Here is a 17250-nt window from a genome sequence, read left to right as displayed (position 1 = left end):
CGGGCGGCCCGGGTGTGTCAGATGACGTTGAGCGCCGCCGCGCCGCCCAGTCCCCCGAGGATCATGAAGGCGGGCATCAGCACCTTGAGCTCCACCCAGCTGCCGGCCCGGAACCGCATGGCCTTCGGGGGCCCGAGGGGGTACCAGCGCTTACGGCCCAGCGGTATCGGCCACAGGATCGGGCAGCCCGAGACGGTCAGGGCGTCGCCGATGTCGTGGACGAGCGCGCCGAGCACGATCGGCAGCCCGAGCCAGAGGTACTCCTGGCCGGGTGCCTCGAACAGCCAGGTGGAACCGTTGCCCGGTTGGTCGAGGACGCCCGCGAGGATCCATGCGCTGGTCGCGCCGAGCAGCCAGACGAGGACGTCGCTGGAGACCCTGGCCGCCCGCCACAGCAGTCCCTCGACGGCGAGGACGAGGTGGACGAAGAGGATGCCCAGGACCGCCCACCGGCCGCCGAAGACGGCCGCGGCCGAGGCTCCGGCGCCGATCAGTACCGCCCAGAGCCAGGTGTGGGTGAGGGTGCGGTGGCCGCCGTTCCTGCGCGGGTCGCCGGGCCCCCGGGTCGCCTTGTAGACGGCGTACGAGAGTTTGTCGACTATCTCGCAGAGGCCCTTGGAGATCGGTCCGAAGGCCCGCGAGATGGTGGCCGACTTGTGGTCGAGGTCCGGGGCGAGCGCGGCGCCCGCGGTGATCAGGGCTCCCACGACCAGGACGGGCCAGGGCATGGTGTGGCCCGCGGCCGCGGCGGCGGCACCCACCCCCAGCCAGGCCGCTGCCCCGGACAGTGAGTGTGCCGGTCCCATCATGGCTGTTCCCGCCCCCATCGTGATTCGGCCGTGTGTCCAGGCCGGGCCGCCATTGCCTGTGCGAGGCAGCCGAGTTGAGTGGGAAGCGTATCGTCCGTGATCTTCGCCGGATCGTCCGGTTCCCTCATCCGGGCCGGAGACAGGCAAGATGGGGGCGTGACCCTTATCGATCAGCTGCCCCCGACCGCCGACCCGGACGCCCTCTTCGAGGCCTTCTCGTCATGGACCGAATCACAGGGCATCACCCTCTATCCGGCTCAGGAGGAGGCGCTGATCGAGGTGGTCTCCGGGGCCAACGTGATCCTTTCCACCCCCACCGGCTCCGGAAAGAGCCTGGTCGCGGCGGGTGCGCACTTCACGGCGCTGGCCCAGGACAAGGTCACGTTCTACACGGCTCCGATCAAGGCGCTGGTCTCGGAGAAGTTCTTCGACCTGTGCAAGCTCTTCGGCACGGAGAACGTGGGCATGCTGACCGGCGACGCCTCGGTCAACGCCGACGCCCCGGTCATCGCCTGTACCGCCGAGGTGCTCGCCTCGATCGCGCTGCGTGACGGCAGGTACGCGGACATCGGCCAGGTCGTGATGGACGAGTTCCACTTCTACGCGGAGCCCGACCGCGGCTGGGCCTGGCAGATCCCGTTGCTGGAGCTTCCGCAGGCCCAGTTCGTCCTGATGTCGGCCACCCTCGGCGACGTCAAGATGTTCGAGGAGGACCTGACCCGCCGCACCGGCCGCCCCACCTCGGTGGTGCGCTCCGCGACGCGTCCGGTGCCGCTGAGCTACGAGTACCGGCTGACGCCGATCACGGAGACGCTCACCGAGCTGCTGGACACCCGGCAGTCGCCGGTCTACATCGTGCACTTCACGCAGGCCGCGGCCGTGGAGCGGGCGCAGTCGCTGATGAGCATCAACATGTGCACCAAGGAGGAGAAGGAGAAGATCGCCGACCTGATCGGCAACTTCCGCTTCACCACCAAGTTCGGCCAGAACCTCTCCCGCTACGTACGCCACGGCATCGGGGTGCACCACGCGGGGATGCTCCCCAAGTACCGGCGTCTCGTGGAGAAGCTCGCCCAGGCGGGTCTGCTGAAGGTCATCTGCGGCACGGACACGCTGGGCGTCGGGGTCAACGTCCCCATCCGTACGGTGCTGTTCACCGCCCTCACCAAGTACGACGGCACCCGGGTGCGCACCCTGCGCGCCCGTGAGTTCCACCAGATCGCGGGCCGTGCGGGCCGGGCAGGCTTCGACACGGCGGGCTTCGTGGTCGCGCAGGCCCCCGAGCACGTCATCGAGAACGAGAAGGCCGTCAAGAAGGCGGGCGACGATCCCAAGAAGAAGCGCAAGGTGGTCCGCAAGAAGGCGCCCGAGGGCTTCGTCGCCTGGTCGGAGACCACCTTCGACAAGCTGATCCAGTCCGAGCCCGAGCCGCTGACCTCCCGTTTCCGGGTCACGCACACGATGCTGCTGTCGGTCATCGCCCGCCCGGGCAACGCCTTCGAGGCGATGCGGCATCTGCTGGAGGACAACCACGAGCCGCGCAGGGCGCAGCTGCGGCACATCCGCCGGGCCATCGCGATCTACCGCTCGCTGCTCGACGGCGGTGTGGTGGAGCAGCTGGAGAAGCCCGACGCGGAGGGCCGGATCGTGCGGCTGACCGTCGATCTCCAGCAGGACTTCGCGCTCAACCAGCCGCTGTCGACGTTCGCGCTGGCCGCGTTCGACCTGCTGGACGCCGAATCCCCGTCGTACGCCCTGGACATGGTCTCCGTCGTCGAGTCGACGCTCGACGACCCGCGGCAGATCCTGGCCGCGCAGCAGAACAAGGCGCGGGGGGAGGCCGTCGGGCAGATGAAGGCGGACGGGGTCGAGTACGAGGAGCGGATGGAGCGGCTCCAGGAGGTCACCTACCCCAAGCCGCTGAGCGAGCTGCTCTGGCACGCGTACGACGTGTACCGCACGAGCCACCCGTGGGTCGGTGACCACCCCGTGTCGCCGAAGTCGGTGATCCGGGACATGTACGAACGGGCCATGACGTTCACGGAGTTCACGTCGAACTACGAGCTGGCGCGCACCGAGGGCATCGTGCTGCGCTATCTGGCGAGCGCGTACAAGGCGCTGGAGCACACCATCCCGGACGACCTGAAGTCCGAGGACCTGGAGGATCTGATCGCCTGGCTGGGCGAGATGGTGCGGCAGGTCGACTCCAGTCTGCTGGACGAGTGGGAGCAGCTGGCCAACCCGGAGGTGGAGACGGCCGAGCAGGCGCAGGAGCGGGCCGACGAGGTCAAGCCGGTGACGGCCAACGCCCGTGCCTTCCGGGTGCTGGTGCGCAACGCGATGTTCCGCCGGGTGGAGCTGGCCGCGCTGGACCGGGTCCGTGACCTGGGTGAGCTGGACGCGGACTCCGGCTGGGACGAGGACGCCTGGGGCGAGGCCATGGACGCCTACTGGGACGCGCACGAGGACCTGGGCACGGGTCCGGACGCGCGCGGCCCGAAGCTGCTGAAGATCGACGAGGACCAGGAGCACGGTCTGTGGCGGGTGTGGCAGGCCTTCGCCGACCCCGCGGGCGACCACGACTGGGGAATCCGTGCGGAGGTCGATCTCGCGGCCTCCGACGAGGAGGGCCGGGCGGTCGTCCGGGTCACGGCCGTGGGCCAGCTGTGACGGCGAACCGCCCGCACCGGCCCGAAGAGTGGAGAAGAACCGCATGACGAACCCCGCCGACAGCCTGGTCGACCTGCTCGACCTGGAGCGGATCGAGGTCAACATCTTCCGTGGCCGGAGCCCCGAGGAGTCCCTGCAACGGGTCTTCGGCGGGCAGGTCGCGGGCCAGGCGCTGGTCGCGGCCGGCCGCACCACGGACGGCGACCGTCCGGTGCACTCCCTGCACGCGTACTTCCTGCGTCCGGGCCGTCCCGGAGTGCCGATCGTCTACGACGTGGAGCGGGTGCGGGACGGCCGGTCGTTCACCACGCGCCGGGTCACGGCCGTGCAGCAGGGCCGGACGATCTTCAATCTGACGGCGTCGTTCCACCGTCCCGAGGAGGCGGGCTTCGAGCACCAGCTGCCGCCGGCCCGGGTCGTGCCCGGTCCGGAGGAGCTGCCGACGGTCGCCGACGAGGTCCGCGAGCACCTGGGCGGTCTGCCGGAGGCCCTGGAGCGGATGGCCCGGCGCCAGCCCTTCGACATCCGTTACGTCGACCGGCTGCGCTGGACGCGTGAGGAGATCAAGGACGCGGATCCGCGGAGCGCGGTGTGGATGCGCGCGGTCGGCCCGCTGGGCGACGACCCCCTGGTGCACACCTGTGCGCTGACGTACGCGAGCGACATGACGCTGCTGGACGCCGTACGGATCCCGGTCGAGCCGCTGTGGGGCCCGCGCGGCTTCGACATGGCCTCGCTGGACCACGCCATGTGGTTCCACCGGCCGTTCCGGGCGGACGAGTGGTTCCTGTACGACCAGGAGTCGCCGATCGCCACGGGTGGCCGTGGGCTGGCCAGGGGGCGGATCTACGACCGTCAGGGGCAGCTGCTGGTGTCCGTGGTGCAGGAGGGGCTGTTCCGCCGCCTCGACGGCGTGTAGCCCGCTCGCCCGGGGCCGTTCAGGTGCCGGGCAGCGGGTCCTGGTCGACCTCATGACGGCGGGTCCGGATGTCCGGGCCCGCCGGATGCAGTTTGGCGTCGCAGGCGGGGCCGAGCCCGGCCCGGCGTGACTCCGTGCCGGTGAGGGGGCGCCCGCACAGGGCGCAGCGCACGGGGCGGCGGACCGCCGGCCGGTCCGGCTCGGCCGGCGGTTCGGGGAAGCCGGAAAAGGGCTCAGGGTTCTCCACACGGAGATCCTCTCAAGCCGGGCGGTGAACCGGTCGGCCGCTCCTCCCGCGACACCGGCGCCCCCGTGCGCAGGTCGCCCGCCGGACCGTGTGCCGCTGTGGGAAGGTATCGGTCCATGACCGCCCGTTCCCTGTCATACCCCCTTGAAACGCACCGCTCTTCCGGCATCTCCCGGCCTCGCGGAGGTGCCGCGTGGACATGATCCATGTCCGTGCCGTGAGCCCGCCGGACCTCACCGAGCGGGTCGAGGAGTTCCTGGCGAGCGATCCGTACGTCCTGAACCTGATCGTGCGTCGGGGTGCCGCGCGCCACCCCGACGGTGACTCCGTCGCGTGCGACGTGCTGACGGGGGCCGCGAACGAGGTCCTGCGCGGCCTGCGGGACCTGCGGGTCGACCTCCTCGGGTCCGTGGTCGTCGAGCCGGTCGACATGGTCTTTCCGGGGCGGGCCTCGGAAGGCGCGGCGAGAAGGCTCGGGGCTCTCACCGGCACGCCGGTCTGGGAGCAGGTGGAGGCACGCATCAGGTCCGGGGGGAGGTACGCGCCGAGCTTCTACCTCTATCTGGTCATCGCGGGCCTGATCGGCTCGGTCGGCATCGTGACCAACTCGCAGATCCTGATCGTCGGCGCGATGGTCGTCGGCCCCGAGTACGGGGCGATCGTCGCCGTGGCCCTGGGGCTCGACCGGAGGGACCGGAGCATGGTCCGCGCCGGACTGTCCGCCCTGTTCAGGGGCTTCCTGCTGACGATCGCGGTCACGCTTCTCTTCGCTCTGCTCATCCGCGGCTTCGGCCTCCAGTCGGAGGCGTTCGACCGGGGGCTGCGGCCCGTCTCCAACCTGATCAACACCCCCAACTTCTTCTCCTTCGCCGTCGCCGCCCTGGCCGGTGTCGTCGGCATCGTGTCGCTCACCGAGGCCCGTACGAGCGCCCTGCTCGGGGTCTTCATCTCGGTGACGACCATCCCGGCGGCTGCCGCCATCAGCGTCTCCACGGCCTTCGCCGGCTGGCCGGAGGCATGGGGTTCCCTCGTCCAGCTCCTGGTCAACATCGTCGTGCTGATCGTCGTGGGGGCCCTCGCGCTCAGAGCCCAGCGGGCGATCTGGCGGCGCGTGGGCCTGAGGCAGGGCCGGGGCGGCGGACAGACCTGAGGGCCGGGGGCCGCCCGCCGCCGGACCGGGCGCGCGGCCGTCGCCGAGCGGCCGGAACGCCGCCCGCCCGGGATGATGGGAGACGAGGGCCGCACGGCCCCGGACGCAGTCAGGAGGGCCGCCCCATGCCCCAGGAACGCGCCGCACAGCTCCGTGCCGTACGGGGCGCCACGCCGGAGGAACGGGCCGCGCTCGGCAGGGCGGCCCGCAAACGGGTCCCGAGGTCCAGCCATGACGCGTACGAGCCACCCGCCGGCCGGCCGGACCCGCTGGCCCTCCTGGAGGCGCAGTCGGCGACCAGGGTGCGGGAGCTCGTCCCCCTCCGGTACGGGCGGATGACGGAGTCACCGTTCCGCTTCTACCGGGGCGCGGCGGCGGTCATGGCCTCCGACCTGGCACACACTCCGGTCTCCGGCATCAGGGCCCAGCTGTGCGGTGACGCCCACCTCATGAACTTCAGGCTGCTGGCCTCCCCCGAACGTCATCTGCTGTTCGACATCAACGACTTCGACGAGACGCTGCCGGGGCCGTGGGAGTGGGACGTCAAACGGCTGGCGGCCAGTCTCGTCATCGCGGGGCGCGCCAACGGCTTCTCGGGCAAGGAGCGGGCGCGCGTCGTACGGGCGACCGTACGGGCGTACCGGGAGTCCATGATCCGGTTCGCGGACATGCGCAACCTCGACGTCTGGTACGCGAAGACCGACGAGGACCGCCTCAAGGCCATGGCCGCGGGCAGGCTGGCCGCCAGGGGCCGGAAGCGTGTGGCGGGCGCGACGGCGAGGGCCCGTACCCGGGACAGTCTGCAGGCGTTCGCGAAGCTCACCGAGGTGCGCGGCGGGCGGGTGCGCATCGCGCCGGATCCGCCGCTGGTGGTGCCCGTCGCGGATCTGCTGCCCGATGCGGAACGCCTCGCGACGGAGAGGCAGTTCCGCAAGCTGCTCCGACGCTACGGCCGGAGTCTGCCCTCGGACCGGCGGTCCCTGCTCGCCGACTTCCAGCCGGTGGACATGGCCCGCAAGGTCGTCGGCGTGGGCAGTGTGGGGACCCGTTGCTGGATCTTCCTCCTGCTGGGCAGGGACGGCGGGGACCCGCTCTTCCTCCAGGCCAAGGAGGCGGACTCCTCGGTGCTCGCCCCCTACGCCGGGGCGAGTGCGTACCGGAACCAGGGCGAGCGGGTGGTGGCGGGGCAGCGGCTGATGCAGGCCGCGGGTGACATCTTCCTGGGCTGGGAACGGGTCGAGGGGTTCGACGGAGAGCGCCGCGACTTCTACGTACGCCAACTGCGCGACTGGAAGGGCGTGGTGGAACCGGAGCTGATGGTGCCGCGTGGCATGGGTGCCTTCGGGGAGCTGTGCGGGGCGACGTTGGCCCGTGCGCACGCGCGGTCCGGCGACCGCATCGCCATCGCGGCCTATCTCGGCCACGGCGAGGTATTCGACCGGGCGCTGGAGGCGTTCGCCGAGCGGTACGCCGACCAGAACGAGAGGGATCACCGGGCACTCGTCGACGCGGTGGCCGCCGGCCGCCTTCCCGCGGCCGGTGAGGGCGGGAGCTAGGGTCTTTCGTTTGGATCAGGCCGGATCAGGGAGCGGGGTCTGGTGCGTGCAGCTGCAAGGCGGAGGAGGGAGTCAACGCGGAGCGTTGCCGACTGACGACAACGCCGCAGATGTGCGTGCCAGACCCCGCGAGCCCGGCATGATCCAAACGAGAGGCCCTAGCGGGGCCGGATTCACCGCCTCGCCACCAGCGGGTACATCACGGACAGAACGCAACATCGTGGTATCACCGTGAGGATCACGACGGGACGGCCTGTCCCGGGCGGGATCCGACACCGAGGAGACCATGACGATGCCTGCCGAAGCCGGGGCAGCGCCCGGGACCGGGCACCCGGACCCTCTCGCCGTGGTGCGCACCCGGCAGTACCTGGTCCTCCTGGTCATGGTCGCGCTGCTCGGAGTCCCCATCTCAGCGGCCGCGTTCGGCTTCCTGGCGCTCGTCCATGAGCTCCAGTCGCTGACCTACGACGATCTGCCCCGGGCCCTGGGGTTCGACGGCACACCGTCGTGGTGGCCGGTGCCCCTGCTCGCCCTGGCGGGTCTGCTGACCGGCCTGACCATCCGCCTGCTCCCTGGGCGGGGCGGGAGCAACCCGGCCGAGGGCATGTCGCACGCGGGAGCGCCGGCGGCGGTCGAACTCCCGGGGATCGCGCTCGCCGCGCTGACGTCGCTGGCCCTGGGCGCGGCGCTCGGACCCGAGGCACCGCTCATCGCGCTGGGCGGCGGGCTGGCCGTCTGCGCGGTGCGCCTGGTGAGGCCCCGCATCGAGCAGAGCGCGGCCGCGATGGTGGCGGCGGCGGGGAGCTTCGCCGCCGTCAGCACCCTGCTGGGCTCTCCGCTGCTCGGCGCGTTCCTGCTGATGGAGGCATCCGGGCTCGCCGGGATGACGCTCGGCCTGGTGCTCGTCCCGGGGCTGCTGGCCTCCGGCATCGGTTCACTCATCTTCATCGGGCTGGGCTCGTGGACCGGGCTGGGGACGTACTCCCTGAAACTGCCCGGTGTCCCGCACGCCGACGATCCCACCCTGGCCGCGTTCGGCTGGGCGGTCGTGCTGGGGGTCGCGGCCGCCCTCGCCGGGACCGGGATCAAGCGGCTGGCCCTGCTGCTCCAGGAACGCACCGGACGGCGTACGGTGTCGTCCGCCGTCGTGATGGGCCTGGCCGTCGGGGTCCTCGCCCTCCTGTACGCGGAGAGCACCGGCCACGAGGCGTCCCAGGTGCTCTTCTCGGGCCAGGACGCGCTCGGACCGCTGCTCTCCTCGGACGCGGGGCTGTCGGTCGCCACCCTGCTGATCCTGGCCGTCTGCAAAGGGCTCGCGTACTGCGCGTCGCTGAGCAGCTTCCGGGGCGGGCCGATCTTCCCGTCGATGTTCATCGGGGCGGCGGGCGGGCTGGCGCTCTCGCACCTGCCCGGACTCGACCCCACGTCGGGCTTCGCGATGGGCATCGGGGCCATGTGCGTGGCGATGCTGAGGCTGCCGATGACTTCGGTGCTGCTGGCCACACTGCTGCTGGGCTCCGAGGGGATCACCGTGATGCCGCTGGTCATCGTGGCGGTGGTGGTCTCCTACGTGCTCGTGCTCAGGCTCGAACGCTCTTCTGCGGACCCACGCACAGCGCCCAGATGACGAAGATGTTGATGGCGATGAGCACCAGCGACCAGAACGGGTAGTACGGGAGCCACAGGAAGTGGGCGACCACCAGGAGCCCGGCGAGCACCACACCGACGGCACGCGCCCACAGGGCGCCGCTGAAGAGGGCGAAGCCGGCGAGGACGACGACGATGCCCAGGATGAGGTGCACCCAGCCCCAGCCCGTGAGGCTGAACTGGAACACGTAGTTGCGCGTGGAGACGAACAGGTCGTCCTTGGCGATGGCGGCGATGCCTTCGAGGATGGCCATCGCCCCACCGAAGATCATCATCACCGCCGCGAAGACGGTCCACCCCGACTGGGCCGCGCTCCCTCGGCCGGTGTCGTACCCCGCCTTCGTATCGCTCGCACTTCCAGCCATGCCGGCCTCCTCGGGTCCAGCCGATGAGCGGCTCGACCGAGGCGCTTCACGGCTTATGTTCCGTTTATCAGCCTGACACGGCATCACCCGATCGGCACCCTTCTCGAAACAGAGATACCATCCCGCATATGAGAGAGCCAGCTCCGCCCGACAGCGTGGACGACCGCCTCGCGGCACGGCTGGGCGCGCTCCGCGCCGAGCACGGCTGGTCGCTGGACGAGCTGTCCCGCCACGCCGGTGTGAGCCGCTCGACCCTGTCGCGGCTGGAGCGCGGGGAGCTGAGCCCCACCACAGCCGTGCTCGGCCGGCTGTGCACGGTGTACGGGCGCACGATGTCGCGGCTGCTGACGGAGGTGGAGGCCGAGCCCCCGGAGCTGGTCCCGGCCGCGCGGCAGCCGGTGTGGCGGGACGAGCGGGCCGGGTTCGTCCGGCGCTCCGTCTCGCCGCCCCACCCGGGCCTGCGCGCCGAGGTCGTCGAGGGAACACTCGACGCCGGCGCCGCCCTGTCGTACGAGAACGCACCGGTGCCCGGCGTCGAGCAGCACATCTGGGTGCTGGAGGGCACCGTCGAGATCACCGTCGGGGGGACCGCGCACACCGTGCACGAGGGCGACTGCCTGCGCTTCCGGCTGCGCGGCCCCTCGCACTTCCGCTGTCCGGGCCCGGCGCGGGTCCGCTACGTACTGATGATCGTCCTGCCGTGAACGTGAAAGGACCCGCTTCATGACCGAGATCGCCCCCGTGTCCGGCCCCGAACTGATCACGTACGCCGATGAGCTCGCCGCCCTGCTGGTCGAGTCCGTGGAGGGCGGGGCCTCGGTCGGGTTCCTCGCCCCGCTGGACCGGGAGGCCGCGGCCGTCTGGTGGCGGGAGCGGGCGGCCGCGGTCGAGGCGGGGAGCCACCAGGTCTGGATCGCCCGGGACGACGAGCGGCTGGCCGGCACGATCGGCCTGGTCAGAGCGCCCATGCCCAACGCACGCCACCGCGCGGAGGTCTCCAAGCTCGTGGTCAGGCCCTCCGCCCGGGGCCGGGGCGTCGGCCGGGCCCTGCTCACCGAGGTCGAACGGTCCGCCGCCGCCGAGGGGCTGTCGCTGCTGGTCCTGGACACCGAGACGGGGAGCGACGCCGAGCGGCTCTACCGCGCGGCGGGGTGGACACCCTGCGGCTCCGTACCGGACTACGCGGCGGACCCGTACGGCGCGCTCAGGGCGACGACGTTCTACTACCGGGCGCTGGACCCGCGGCAGGCGCCGTCGCAGGGGCCGTCACAATGAGGGGGACGCCACGCGACCGAGGAGACATCCCATGACGCTGCACGACATCCCGCTCCGCACGCTCACCGGCGAACCGACCACCCTGGGTGCCCACAAGGGTTCGGCGGTCCTGCTGGTGAACGTCGCTTCCCGGTGCGGGCTCACGCCGCAGTACGCCGGTCTGGAGAAGCTGCAGAAGGAGTACGCGGACCGCGGCTTCACCGTGCTCGGCGTGCCCTGCAACCAGTTCGCGGGCCAGGAGCCGGGCACCGCGGAGGAGATCCGGACGTTCTGCTCGACGACGTACGGGGTCAGCTTCCCGCTGCTGGAGAAGACCGACGTCAACGGCGAGAACCGGCACCCCCTGTACGCGGAGCTGACGAAGCTGGAGGACGCCGAGGGCACGGCCGGGGACGTCCAGTGGAACTTCGAGAAGTTCCTCATCTCCCCCGACGGCGAGCCGGTCGCCCGGATCCGCCCCCGCACCGAGCCGGACGCCCCCGAGGTCGTCGCGGCCATCGAGGCGCAGCTGCCGAGGTAGCGGCACGGCGGCGGGGCCGGACCGTGCGTACGGTCCGGCCCCGCCGCTGTCCGTGACTAGCGGATCGGCATCCCCGACAGGGTGCGGGCGATCACCAGGCGCTGGATCTCGCTGGTGCCCTCGAAGATGGTGTAGATCGCGGCGTCCCGGTGCATGCGCTCGACCGGGTACTCGCGGGTGAATCCGTTGCCGCCGAGGATCTGTACGGCCTGGGCGGTGACCGACTTCGCCGTCTCGCTCGCGTAGAGCTTCGACATCGAGCCCTCGGCCGCGGTGAACGGCTTGCCGGCGCTCGCCATCCAGGAGGCACGCCAGACGAGCAGCCGGGCCGCGTCGATCTGCGTACGCATGTCGGCGAGCTGGAAGGCGATGCCCTGGTTGTCGATGATGGGGCGGCCGAACTGGGTACGCGTCTTCGCGTAGTCGAGGGCGACCTCGTAGGCGGCGCGCGCGGTGCCGACCGCCATGGCGCCGACGGCGGGGCGGGATGCCTCGAAGGTCGCCATGGCCGCGTTCTTGACGCGCTCGCCGCCGGACCTGGCGCGCTCGCGGGCCCGGGCCAGGCGCTCGTCGAGCTTCTCCTTGCCGCCGAGCAGGCAGTGGCCCGGGACGCGGACGTCCTCCAGGACGACCTCGGCGGTGTGCGAGGCGCGGATGCCGTGCTTCTTGAACTTCTGCCCCTGCGAGAGACCGGGGGTGGCCGGAGGGACGATGAAGGAGGCGTGGCCCTTCGAGCCCAGCTCCGGGTCGACCACGGCGACGACGACGTGGACGTTGGCGATGCCGCCGTTGGTCGCCCAGGTCTTGGTGCCGTTGAGCACCCACTCGTCCTTGGCCTCGTCGTAGACCGCGCGGGTGCGCATCGAGGCGACGTCCGATCCGGCGTCAGGCTCGGAGGAGCAGAAGGCCGCGACCTTGACGTCGTCCGCGTCCCCGTACATCTGGGGGATCCAGGTGCCGATCTGCTCCTCGGTGCCGTTGGCGAGGACGCCGACGGCCGCCAGGCCCGTACCGACGATCGACAGGGCGATGCCCGCGTCGCCCCAGAAGAGCTCCTCCATGGCCATGGGGATGCCGAGGCCCGTGGGGTCGAAGAACTGCTGGGCGTAGAAGTCGAGGGAGTAGATCCCGACCTTGGCCGCCTCCTGGATGACGGGCCAGGGCGTTTCCTCACGCTCGTCCCACTCCGAAGCGGCCGGCCTGATCACTTCGGCGGCGAATCCGTGCAGCCAGTCACGGACCTGCTTCTGGTCGTCGTTGAGCTCGAGCGTGAACTCGGCCATGTTCCCTCCATGCACTTCCGGAAAACCCGTTACTAGCGGTAACAACAGTCTGTTACCAGCAAGTAGCCTCTGTCAACCGCTCAGCCCGCCTCTCCGCGCCGCGCGGACCAGGGTGTTACGTTGCCCGGGCGTGACGAGATCGCAGGACAGCTGGGTGGGGCGGGAGAGAACGACATGGAGACCGCAAGAGGGGCCGAACGGCAGCGGACGGCGGCCGAACGGCGCCGCCGGGAGCTGCTGGAAGCCGCGGACCGGGTGGTGCTCAGGGACGGGCCGAAGGCGTCGATGAACGCGATCGCCGCGGAGGCCGGGATCACCAAGCCCATCCTCTACCGGCACTTCGGCGACAAGGGCGGCCTCTACCGGGCGCTCGCCAAACGCCACACCGACGCCCTGCTGAGCGCCCTGCGGGCCGCGCTCGACGCCCCCTCCGAGCGGCGCGAACGGGTCGAGGCGACGCTGGACACCTACCTCGCGGCGATCGAGGCGCGCCCGCAGGTCTACCGCTTCCTGATGCACCCGTCCGACGACGCGGCCCCCGCCCCCGAACAGGGCTTCGACGTCGGCCGGCACTCCGCTCCGCTGCTGCGCCGCCTCGGCGAGGAGCTGGGCAAGGTCATCGCGGAGCGGGTCGACCTGGGGCCGGACAGCGAGCAGATGGCCCGCATCTGGGGTCACGGCATCGTCGGCATGATGCACGCGGCGGGCGACTGGTGGCTGGGCGACCGGCCGTGCTCGCGTGAACAGCTCGTACGCAGCCTCGCCGACCTGCTGTGGGGCAGGCTGGCCGAGGCCCGCGACCTGCCCGGCGGCCAGGGGTTCTGAGCGCCCCCGGCAGCCGTCCCGGGTCAGCCGTCCGCGGCCGTACGTCCCCACGGCGCCCTGCGGGCCGCACGCAGCGCCCTGGAGCGGCGCAGTCCCGTCAGCCGGTCGGTGTAGACCCGGCCGTCGAGATGGTCGCACTCGTGCTGCAGGCAGCGGGCGAACCAGCCGGTGCCGGTGATCCGGAGCGGCTCGCCCGTCATGGTCATGCCTTCGACCACGGCGTGGTCGAAGCGCGGGGTGCCCGCTTCGAGGCCCGGGAGCGAGAGGCAGCCCTCCGCCCCGCGTACGGTGATCCCGTCGGCCTCGACGAGGACCGGGTTGACGACGTGGCCCAGGTGCCGGACCTCGTCGTCGTCCGGACAGTCGAAGACGAACACCCTGAGGGGGACGCCGATCTGGTTCGCGGCGAGCCCCACCCCGTTCGCCGCGTACATCGTGGCGAACATGTCCTCCACGAGGCGGGCGAGCGACGGGCCGAAGTCGGTGACGTCGTCGCACGGGCTGTGGAGGACCGGGGCTCCGAGCAGACTCATGGCACGAACGCGTCCGGAACTGCCGGGGATCGGGCGGTTTCGCATGGGGAGAAGCGTACGTTCCACGTGACCTCCACGTTCCCCGTGGTGCCGAGGTGCGGTCGCCCCGCCGGACATCGATAGGCTGGGCGCGGACTTACGCAAGGAGGATCTAGGACGATGGCAGGCAACACGGAACCGTTGTCGCCGCGGGCCAAGCTCGCCGTGACGGCGGGCAAGGCCGCGGCGGCGGTGTCGCGCGCTGCGGGGCGCGGCAGCGGATCGGTGATCGGCGGCCGGGTGGCGCTCAAGCTCGACCCCGACCTGCTCGGGCGGCTGGCGCAGCACCTGGACGTGATCCTCGTGTCCGCGACGAACGGCAAGACGACCACGACCCGGCTGATCGCGGAGGCCCTCAGGGCCGCCGGGCCCGTCGTGTCGAACGCGCTCGGGGCCAACATGCCCGCGGGGATCACCTCCGCGCTGGCGGGCGGCTCGGACGCACGGTACGGCGTGATCGAGGTCGACGAGAAGTACCTCGCGGGTGTGGCACGCGACACCACCCCGAAGGTGATCGCGCTGCTCAACCTCTCCCGCGACCAGCTGGACCGCGCGGCGGAGACCCGGATGCTGGCCGAGAAGTGGCGTGAGGGCCTGTCGGGCTCCAAGGCCGTGATCGTGGCCAACGCCGACGACCCGCTGATCGTGTGGGCCGCCTCGTCCTCCCCCAACGTGGTGTGGGTGGCGGCGGGACAGGCGTGGAAGGACGACGCCTGGTCCTGCCCGTCCTGCGGCGGCGTGATGCAGCGCCCCGGTGACGACTGGTTCTGCGGCGAGTGCGGTTTCCGCCGGCCCGCGCCCAGCTGGGCGCTGAACGGCGACTACGTCCTCGACCCGCACGGTTCCGCGTGGCCGATCCACCTCCAGCTGCCGGGCCGGGCCAACAAGGCCAACGCCACGAGCTCCGCCGCCGTGGCCGCGGTCTTCGGCGTGCCGCCGCAGGTCGCCCTGGAGCGCATGTACCAGGTGCAGGCGGTGGCGGGCCGCTACGACGTGGTCTCCTTCCTCGGCCGTGAGCTCCGGCTCCTGCTGGCGAAGAACCCGGCGGGCTGGCTCGAGACGTTTTCCCTGATCGACCCGCCGCCCACCCCGGTGATCCTCTCGGTCAACGCGCGCGGCGCCGACGGCACGGACACCTCCTGGCTGTGGGACGTCGACTACACCCAGCTCTACGGTCACCCGATCTTCGTGCTCGGTGACCGCAAGCTGGACCTCGCGGTCCGGCTGGAGGTGGCCGGACTGGACTTCCGTGTCTGCGAGACGCTGGACGAGGCCGTCCAGATGGCCCCGCCCGGTCGCATCGAGGTCATCGCCAACTACACCGCCTTCCAGGATCTGCGCCGTCGTGTCGGCAACTGACCCCCGCGCGGGCAACCCCCGGAGAGGACGAAGCATGAGCAACAACAGCCTGCGGCTGGTGTGGGTCTATCCCGACCTCCTCAGCACCTACGGCGACCAGGGCAACGCCCTGGTGGTGGAGCGCCGGGCCCGCCAGCGCGGTCTCGACGTGTCGCGCGTGGACGTGCGCAGCGACCAGCCCATCCCGACGTCGGGCGACATCTACCTGATCGGCGGCGGTGAGGACCGGCCGCAGCGTCTGGCCGCCGAGCGGCTGCGCCGTGACGGCGGGCTGAGCAGGGCCGCGGCGAACGGCGCGATCATCTTCTCGGTCTGCGCGGGCTACCAGATCCTGGGCCACGAGTTCATCAACGACCTCGGCGAGCGCGAGCCCGGCCTCGGTCTGCTCGACGTCATCTCGACCCGGGGCGAGGGCGAGCGGTGCGTCGGCGACGTACTCGGCAACATCGACCCGAACCTGGGGCTGCCGCCGCTGACCGGTTTCGAGAACCACCAGGGCGTCACCCATCTCGGTCCGTCGGCCCGCCCGTTCGCCCGGGTGCGTCTCGGCCGGGGCAACGGCACGGGTGACGGGACGGAGGGCGCGTACAACGACACGGTCTTCGGCACCTACATGCACGGGCCCGTCCTGGCGCGTAACCCGCTGATCGCGGACCACCTGCTGAAGCTGGCCCTGGACGTGAACGCCCTGCCGCCGAGCGACGACCGGTGGTACGAGGCGCTGCGCGCCGAGCGGATCGCCGCGGCGACGCAGCCCGCCTGAGGTGTCCCTCCCGTACGGACCGGCCCCTGCGAGGGGGCCGGTCCGTACGTGTGTGGCGGGTGTACATCCCGTGGACGTCCAGCAGTCGGACAGTGGGTTCGGTCCGGCCACCCCGCGCCGGTAGGGTGGCGGGGATCCAACCGGACGACGTGGTCCGGCGTCGGCCCACGTTGCAAAGGTTTCCCGGGCAATGCGAATTGGTGTGCTCACCTCCGGCGGCGACTGCCCCGGCCTCAACGCCGTCATCCGTTCCGTCGTGCACCGTGCGGTGGTCGACCACGGCGACGAGGTCATCGGCTTCCACGACGGCTGGAAGGGCCTCCTCGAGTGCGACTACCGCAAGCTCGACCTCGACGCGGTCGGCGGCATCCTCGCCCGTGGCGGCACCATCCTCGGCTCCTCCCGGGTCCAGCCCGCGCACCTGCGTGACGGCGTGGAGCGCGCACGGGGCCATGTCGCGGACCTCGGTCTGGACGCGATCATCCCGATCGGCGGCGAGGGCACGCTGAAGGCCGCCAATCTGCTCTCCGAGGCGGGTCTGCCCATCGTCGGTGTGCCCAAGACCATCGACAACGACATCGCCTCCACCGATGTGACCTTCGGCTTCGACACGGCCGTCGGCGTCGCGACGGAGGCGCTGGACCGGCTGAAGACGACGGCCGAGTCGCACCAGCGGGTGCTGATCGTCGAGGTCATGGGCCGGCACACCGGCTGGATCGCGCTGCACTCGGGCATGGCCGCCGGTGCGCACGCCATCGTCGTACCGGAGCGCCCCTTCGACATCGACGAGCTGACCGCGCTGGTCGGCAAGCGCTTCTCGGACGGCAAGAAGTTCGCGATCGTCGTCGTGGCGGAGGGCGCCAAGCCCCGCGAGGGCTCCATGGAGTTCGCCCAGGGCACGAAGGACATCTACGGCCACGAGCGCTTCGCCGGTGTGGCGACGCAGCTCTCCGGTGAGCTGGAGCGGCGCCTCGGCAAGGAGGCACGACCGGTGATCCTCGGCCATGTGCAGCGCGGCGGCACCCCGACGGCGTACGACCGTGTCCTGGCCACCCGCTTCGGCTGGCACGCGGTGGAGGCCGCCCACCGTGGTGAGTTCGGCATGATGACGGCGCTGCGCGGCACGGACATCACGATGGTTCCGCTGGCGGCGGCCGTGGAGACCCTGAAGACGGTCCCGGCCGAGCGCTACGCCGAGGCGCAGGTCGTGCTCTGACCCCTCGCGACATTCCCCGGACCGCCCCCGGCCGCACCCGCGGCCGGGGGCGGTTCTAGTCTGGACCGGACAAC

The 17250-nt window shown here is 71.4% G+C and carries 17 protein-coding genes; 12 read left to right on the top strand and 5 right to left on the bottom strand.

Translation table 11 applies throughout. The features are described 5' to 3' along the window. Positions 1-17 precede the first annotated feature (17 nt). The gene (locus ACZ607_RS10395) at positions 18-809 is read right to left on the bottom strand and encodes a metal-dependent hydrolase (RefSeq protein ID WP_469733768.1); all 792 of its coding nucleotides are present in this window, start codon (positions 807-809) and stop codon (positions 18-20) included. A 156-nt stretch (positions 810-965) separates the two neighbouring features. On the opposite strand from ACZ607_RS10395, the gene ACZ607_RS10390 reads away from it, so the two are divergent. Together ACZ607_RS10390 and ACZ607_RS10385 are read left to right on the top strand one after the other, a co-directional pair. Further along, on the top strand, positions 966-3479 hold the full coding sequence (locus ACZ607_RS10390) for a DEAD/DEAH box helicase (protein ID WP_469733766.1): 2514 nt from the start codon (positions 966-968) through the stop codon (positions 3477-3479). Positions 3480-3522: 43 nt separating this feature from the next. After that, positions 3523-4398: an acyl-CoA thioesterase gene (locus tag ACZ607_RS10385; RefSeq protein WP_469733764.1), complete on the top strand. Its 876-nt coding sequence runs from the start codon at positions 3523-3525 to the stop codon at positions 4396-4398. Between the two features lie 19 nt (positions 4399-4417). On the opposite strand, the gene ACZ607_RS10380 is transcribed toward ACZ607_RS10385, so the two are convergent. Beyond that, positions 4418-4645, bottom strand: a complete 228-nt coding sequence (locus ACZ607_RS10380; RefSeq protein ID WP_469733762.1) for a DUF6011 domain-containing protein — start codon at positions 4643-4645, stop codon at positions 4418-4420. Between the two features lie 193 nt (positions 4646-4838). Between ACZ607_RS10380 and ACZ607_RS10375 the strand changes: the two genes are divergently transcribed. From ACZ607_RS10375 to ACZ607_RS10365, 3 genes are all read left to right on the top strand, one after another. Then, complete coding sequence (locus ACZ607_RS10375) at positions 4839-5795, top strand: DUF389 domain-containing protein (protein WP_469733760.1); 957 nt, start codon at positions 4839-4841, stop codon at positions 5793-5795. Positions 5796-5920: 125 nt separating this feature from the next. Continuing rightward, complete coding sequence (locus ACZ607_RS10370; RefSeq protein ID WP_469733758.1) at positions 5921-7351, top strand: DUF2252 domain-containing protein; 1431 nt, start codon at positions 5921-5923, stop codon at positions 7349-7351. A 292-nt stretch (positions 7352-7643) separates the two neighbouring features. After that, entirely contained in the window at positions 7644-8978 is a 1335-nt protein-coding gene (locus ACZ607_RS10365) for a chloride channel protein (protein ID WP_469733756.1), read from the top strand. Here the strand turns inward: ACZ607_RS10365 and ACZ607_RS10360 are convergent. Next, complete coding sequence (locus ACZ607_RS10360) at positions 8932-9363, bottom strand: DUF7144 family membrane protein (RefSeq protein WP_469733754.1); 432 nt, start codon at positions 9361-9363, stop codon at positions 8932-8934. The genes ACZ607_RS10365 and ACZ607_RS10360 overlap by 47 nt on opposite strands. Before the next feature lie 128 nt (positions 9364-9491). Between ACZ607_RS10360 and ACZ607_RS10355 the strand changes: the two genes are divergently transcribed. From ACZ607_RS10355 to ACZ607_RS10345, 3 genes are read left to right on the top strand one after another with little or no spacing between them, the layout of a single operon-like run. Continuing rightward, positions 9492-10067 carry a helix-turn-helix domain-containing protein gene (locus ACZ607_RS10355; protein WP_469733752.1) on the top strand — a complete coding sequence of 192 codons (576 nt, stop codon included), beginning with the start codon at positions 9492-9494 and terminating at the stop codon, positions 10065-10067. 19 nt (positions 10068-10086) lie between these two features. Further along, positions 10087-10638, top strand: coding sequence for a GNAT family N-acetyltransferase (locus ACZ607_RS10350; RefSeq protein ID WP_469733750.1), 552 nt, complete (start codon positions 10087-10089; stop codon positions 10636-10638). A 31-nt stretch (positions 10639-10669) separates the two neighbouring features. Further along, positions 10670-11158 carry a glutathione peroxidase gene (locus ACZ607_RS10345; RefSeq protein WP_469733748.1) on the top strand — a complete coding sequence of 163 codons (489 nt, stop codon included), beginning with the start codon at positions 10670-10672 and terminating at the stop codon, positions 11156-11158. Positions 11159-11214: 56 nt separating this feature from the next. On the opposite strand, the gene ACZ607_RS10340 is transcribed toward ACZ607_RS10345, so the two are convergent. Further along, positions 11215-12441, bottom strand: coding sequence for an acyl-CoA dehydrogenase family protein (locus ACZ607_RS10340; protein ID WP_469733746.1), 1227 nt, complete (start codon positions 12439-12441; stop codon positions 11215-11217). 174 nt (positions 12442-12615) lie between these two features. Between ACZ607_RS10340 and ACZ607_RS10335 the strand changes: the two genes are divergently transcribed. Continuing rightward, positions 12616-13266 (top strand): TetR/AcrR family transcriptional regulator, encoded by a 651-nt coding sequence (locus ACZ607_RS10335; protein ID WP_469733744.1) that lies wholly within the window; start codon positions 12616-12618, stop codon positions 13264-13266. 23 nt (positions 13267-13289) lie between these two features. Here the strand turns inward: ACZ607_RS10335 and def are convergent, their stop codons facing one another. Further along, positions 13290-13844, bottom strand: coding sequence for a peptide deformylase (gene def / locus ACZ607_RS10330; protein ID WP_469733742.1), 555 nt, complete (start codon positions 13842-13844; stop codon positions 13290-13292). Positions 13845-13958: 114 nt separating this feature from the next. On the opposite strand from def, the gene ACZ607_RS10325 reads away from it, so the two are divergent. From ACZ607_RS10325 to ACZ607_RS10315, 3 genes are all read left to right on the top strand, one after another. Continuing rightward, entirely contained in the window at positions 13959-15197 is a 1239-nt protein-coding gene (locus ACZ607_RS10325; RefSeq protein WP_014157625.1) for a Mur ligase family protein, read from the top strand. Between the two features lie 34 nt (positions 15198-15231). Continuing rightward, on the top strand, positions 15232-15960 hold the full coding sequence (locus ACZ607_RS10320) for a type 1 glutamine amidotransferase (protein ID WP_469733740.1): 729 nt from the start codon (positions 15232-15234) through the stop codon (positions 15958-15960). A 190-nt stretch (positions 15961-16150) separates the two neighbouring features. Further along, positions 16151-17176 (top strand): 6-phosphofructokinase, encoded by a 1026-nt coding sequence (locus tag ACZ607_RS10315; RefSeq protein WP_469733738.1) that lies wholly within the window; start codon positions 16151-16153, stop codon positions 17174-17176. Positions 17177-17250 lie beyond the last annotated feature (74 nt).

This window comes from Streptomyces sp. NPDC104381, assembly GCF_055583745.1.
Note: the sequence above shows the minus strand (reverse complement) of the source record. Positions and strands in the feature narration are given on the sequence as shown.

Bases quoted from the DNA above. Each gene is read 5' to 3' on its own strand.
- def (WP_469733742.1), bottom strand. From the start codon at position 13,844: ATGCGAAACCGCCCGATCCCCGGCAGTTCCGGACGCGTTCGTGCCATG.
- ACZ607_RS10360 (WP_469733754.1), bottom strand. From the start codon at position 9,363: ATGGCTGGAAGTGCGAGCGATACGAAGGCGGGGTACGACACCGGCCGA.
- ACZ607_RS10340 (WP_469733746.1), bottom strand. From the start codon at position 12,441: ATGGCCGAGTTCACGCTCGAGCTCAACGACGACCAGAAGCAGGTCCGT.
- ACZ607_RS10365 (WP_469733756.1), top strand. From the start codon at position 7,644: ATGCCTGCCGAAGCCGGGGCAGCGCCCGGGACCGGGCACCCGGACCCT.
- ACZ607_RS10325 (WP_014157625.1), top strand. From the start codon at position 13,959: ATGGCAGGCAACACGGAACCGTTGTCGCCGCGGGCCAAGCTCGCCGTG.
- ACZ607_RS10345 (WP_469733748.1), top strand. From the start codon at position 10,670: ATGACGCTGCACGACATCCCGCTCCGCACGCTCACCGGCGAACCGACC.
- ACZ607_RS10315 (WP_469733738.1), top strand. From the start codon at position 16,151: ATGCGAATTGGTGTGCTCACCTCCGGCGGCGACTGCCCCGGCCTCAAC.
- ACZ607_RS10335 (WP_469733744.1), top strand. From the start codon at position 12,616: ATGGAGACCGCAAGAGGGGCCGAACGGCAGCGGACGGCGGCCGAACGG.
- ACZ607_RS10370 (WP_469733758.1), top strand. From the start codon at position 5,921: ATGCCCCAGGAACGCGCCGCACAGCTCCGTGCCGTACGGGGCGCCACG.
- ACZ607_RS10395 (WP_469733768.1), bottom strand. From the start codon at position 809: ATGATGGGACCGGCACACTCACTGTCCGGGGCAGCGGCCTGGCTGGGG.
- ACZ607_RS10320 (WP_469733740.1), top strand. From the start codon at position 15,232: ATGAGCAACAACAGCCTGCGGCTGGTGTGGGTCTATCCCGACCTCCTC.
- ACZ607_RS10385 (WP_469733764.1), top strand. From the start codon at position 3,523: ATGACGAACCCCGCCGACAGCCTGGTCGACCTGCTCGACCTGGAGCGG.
- ACZ607_RS10355 (WP_469733752.1), top strand. From the start codon at position 9,492: ATGAGAGAGCCAGCTCCGCCCGACAGCGTGGACGACCGCCTCGCGGCA.
- ACZ607_RS10350 (WP_469733750.1), top strand. From the start codon at position 10,087: ATGACCGAGATCGCCCCCGTGTCCGGCCCCGAACTGATCACGTACGCC.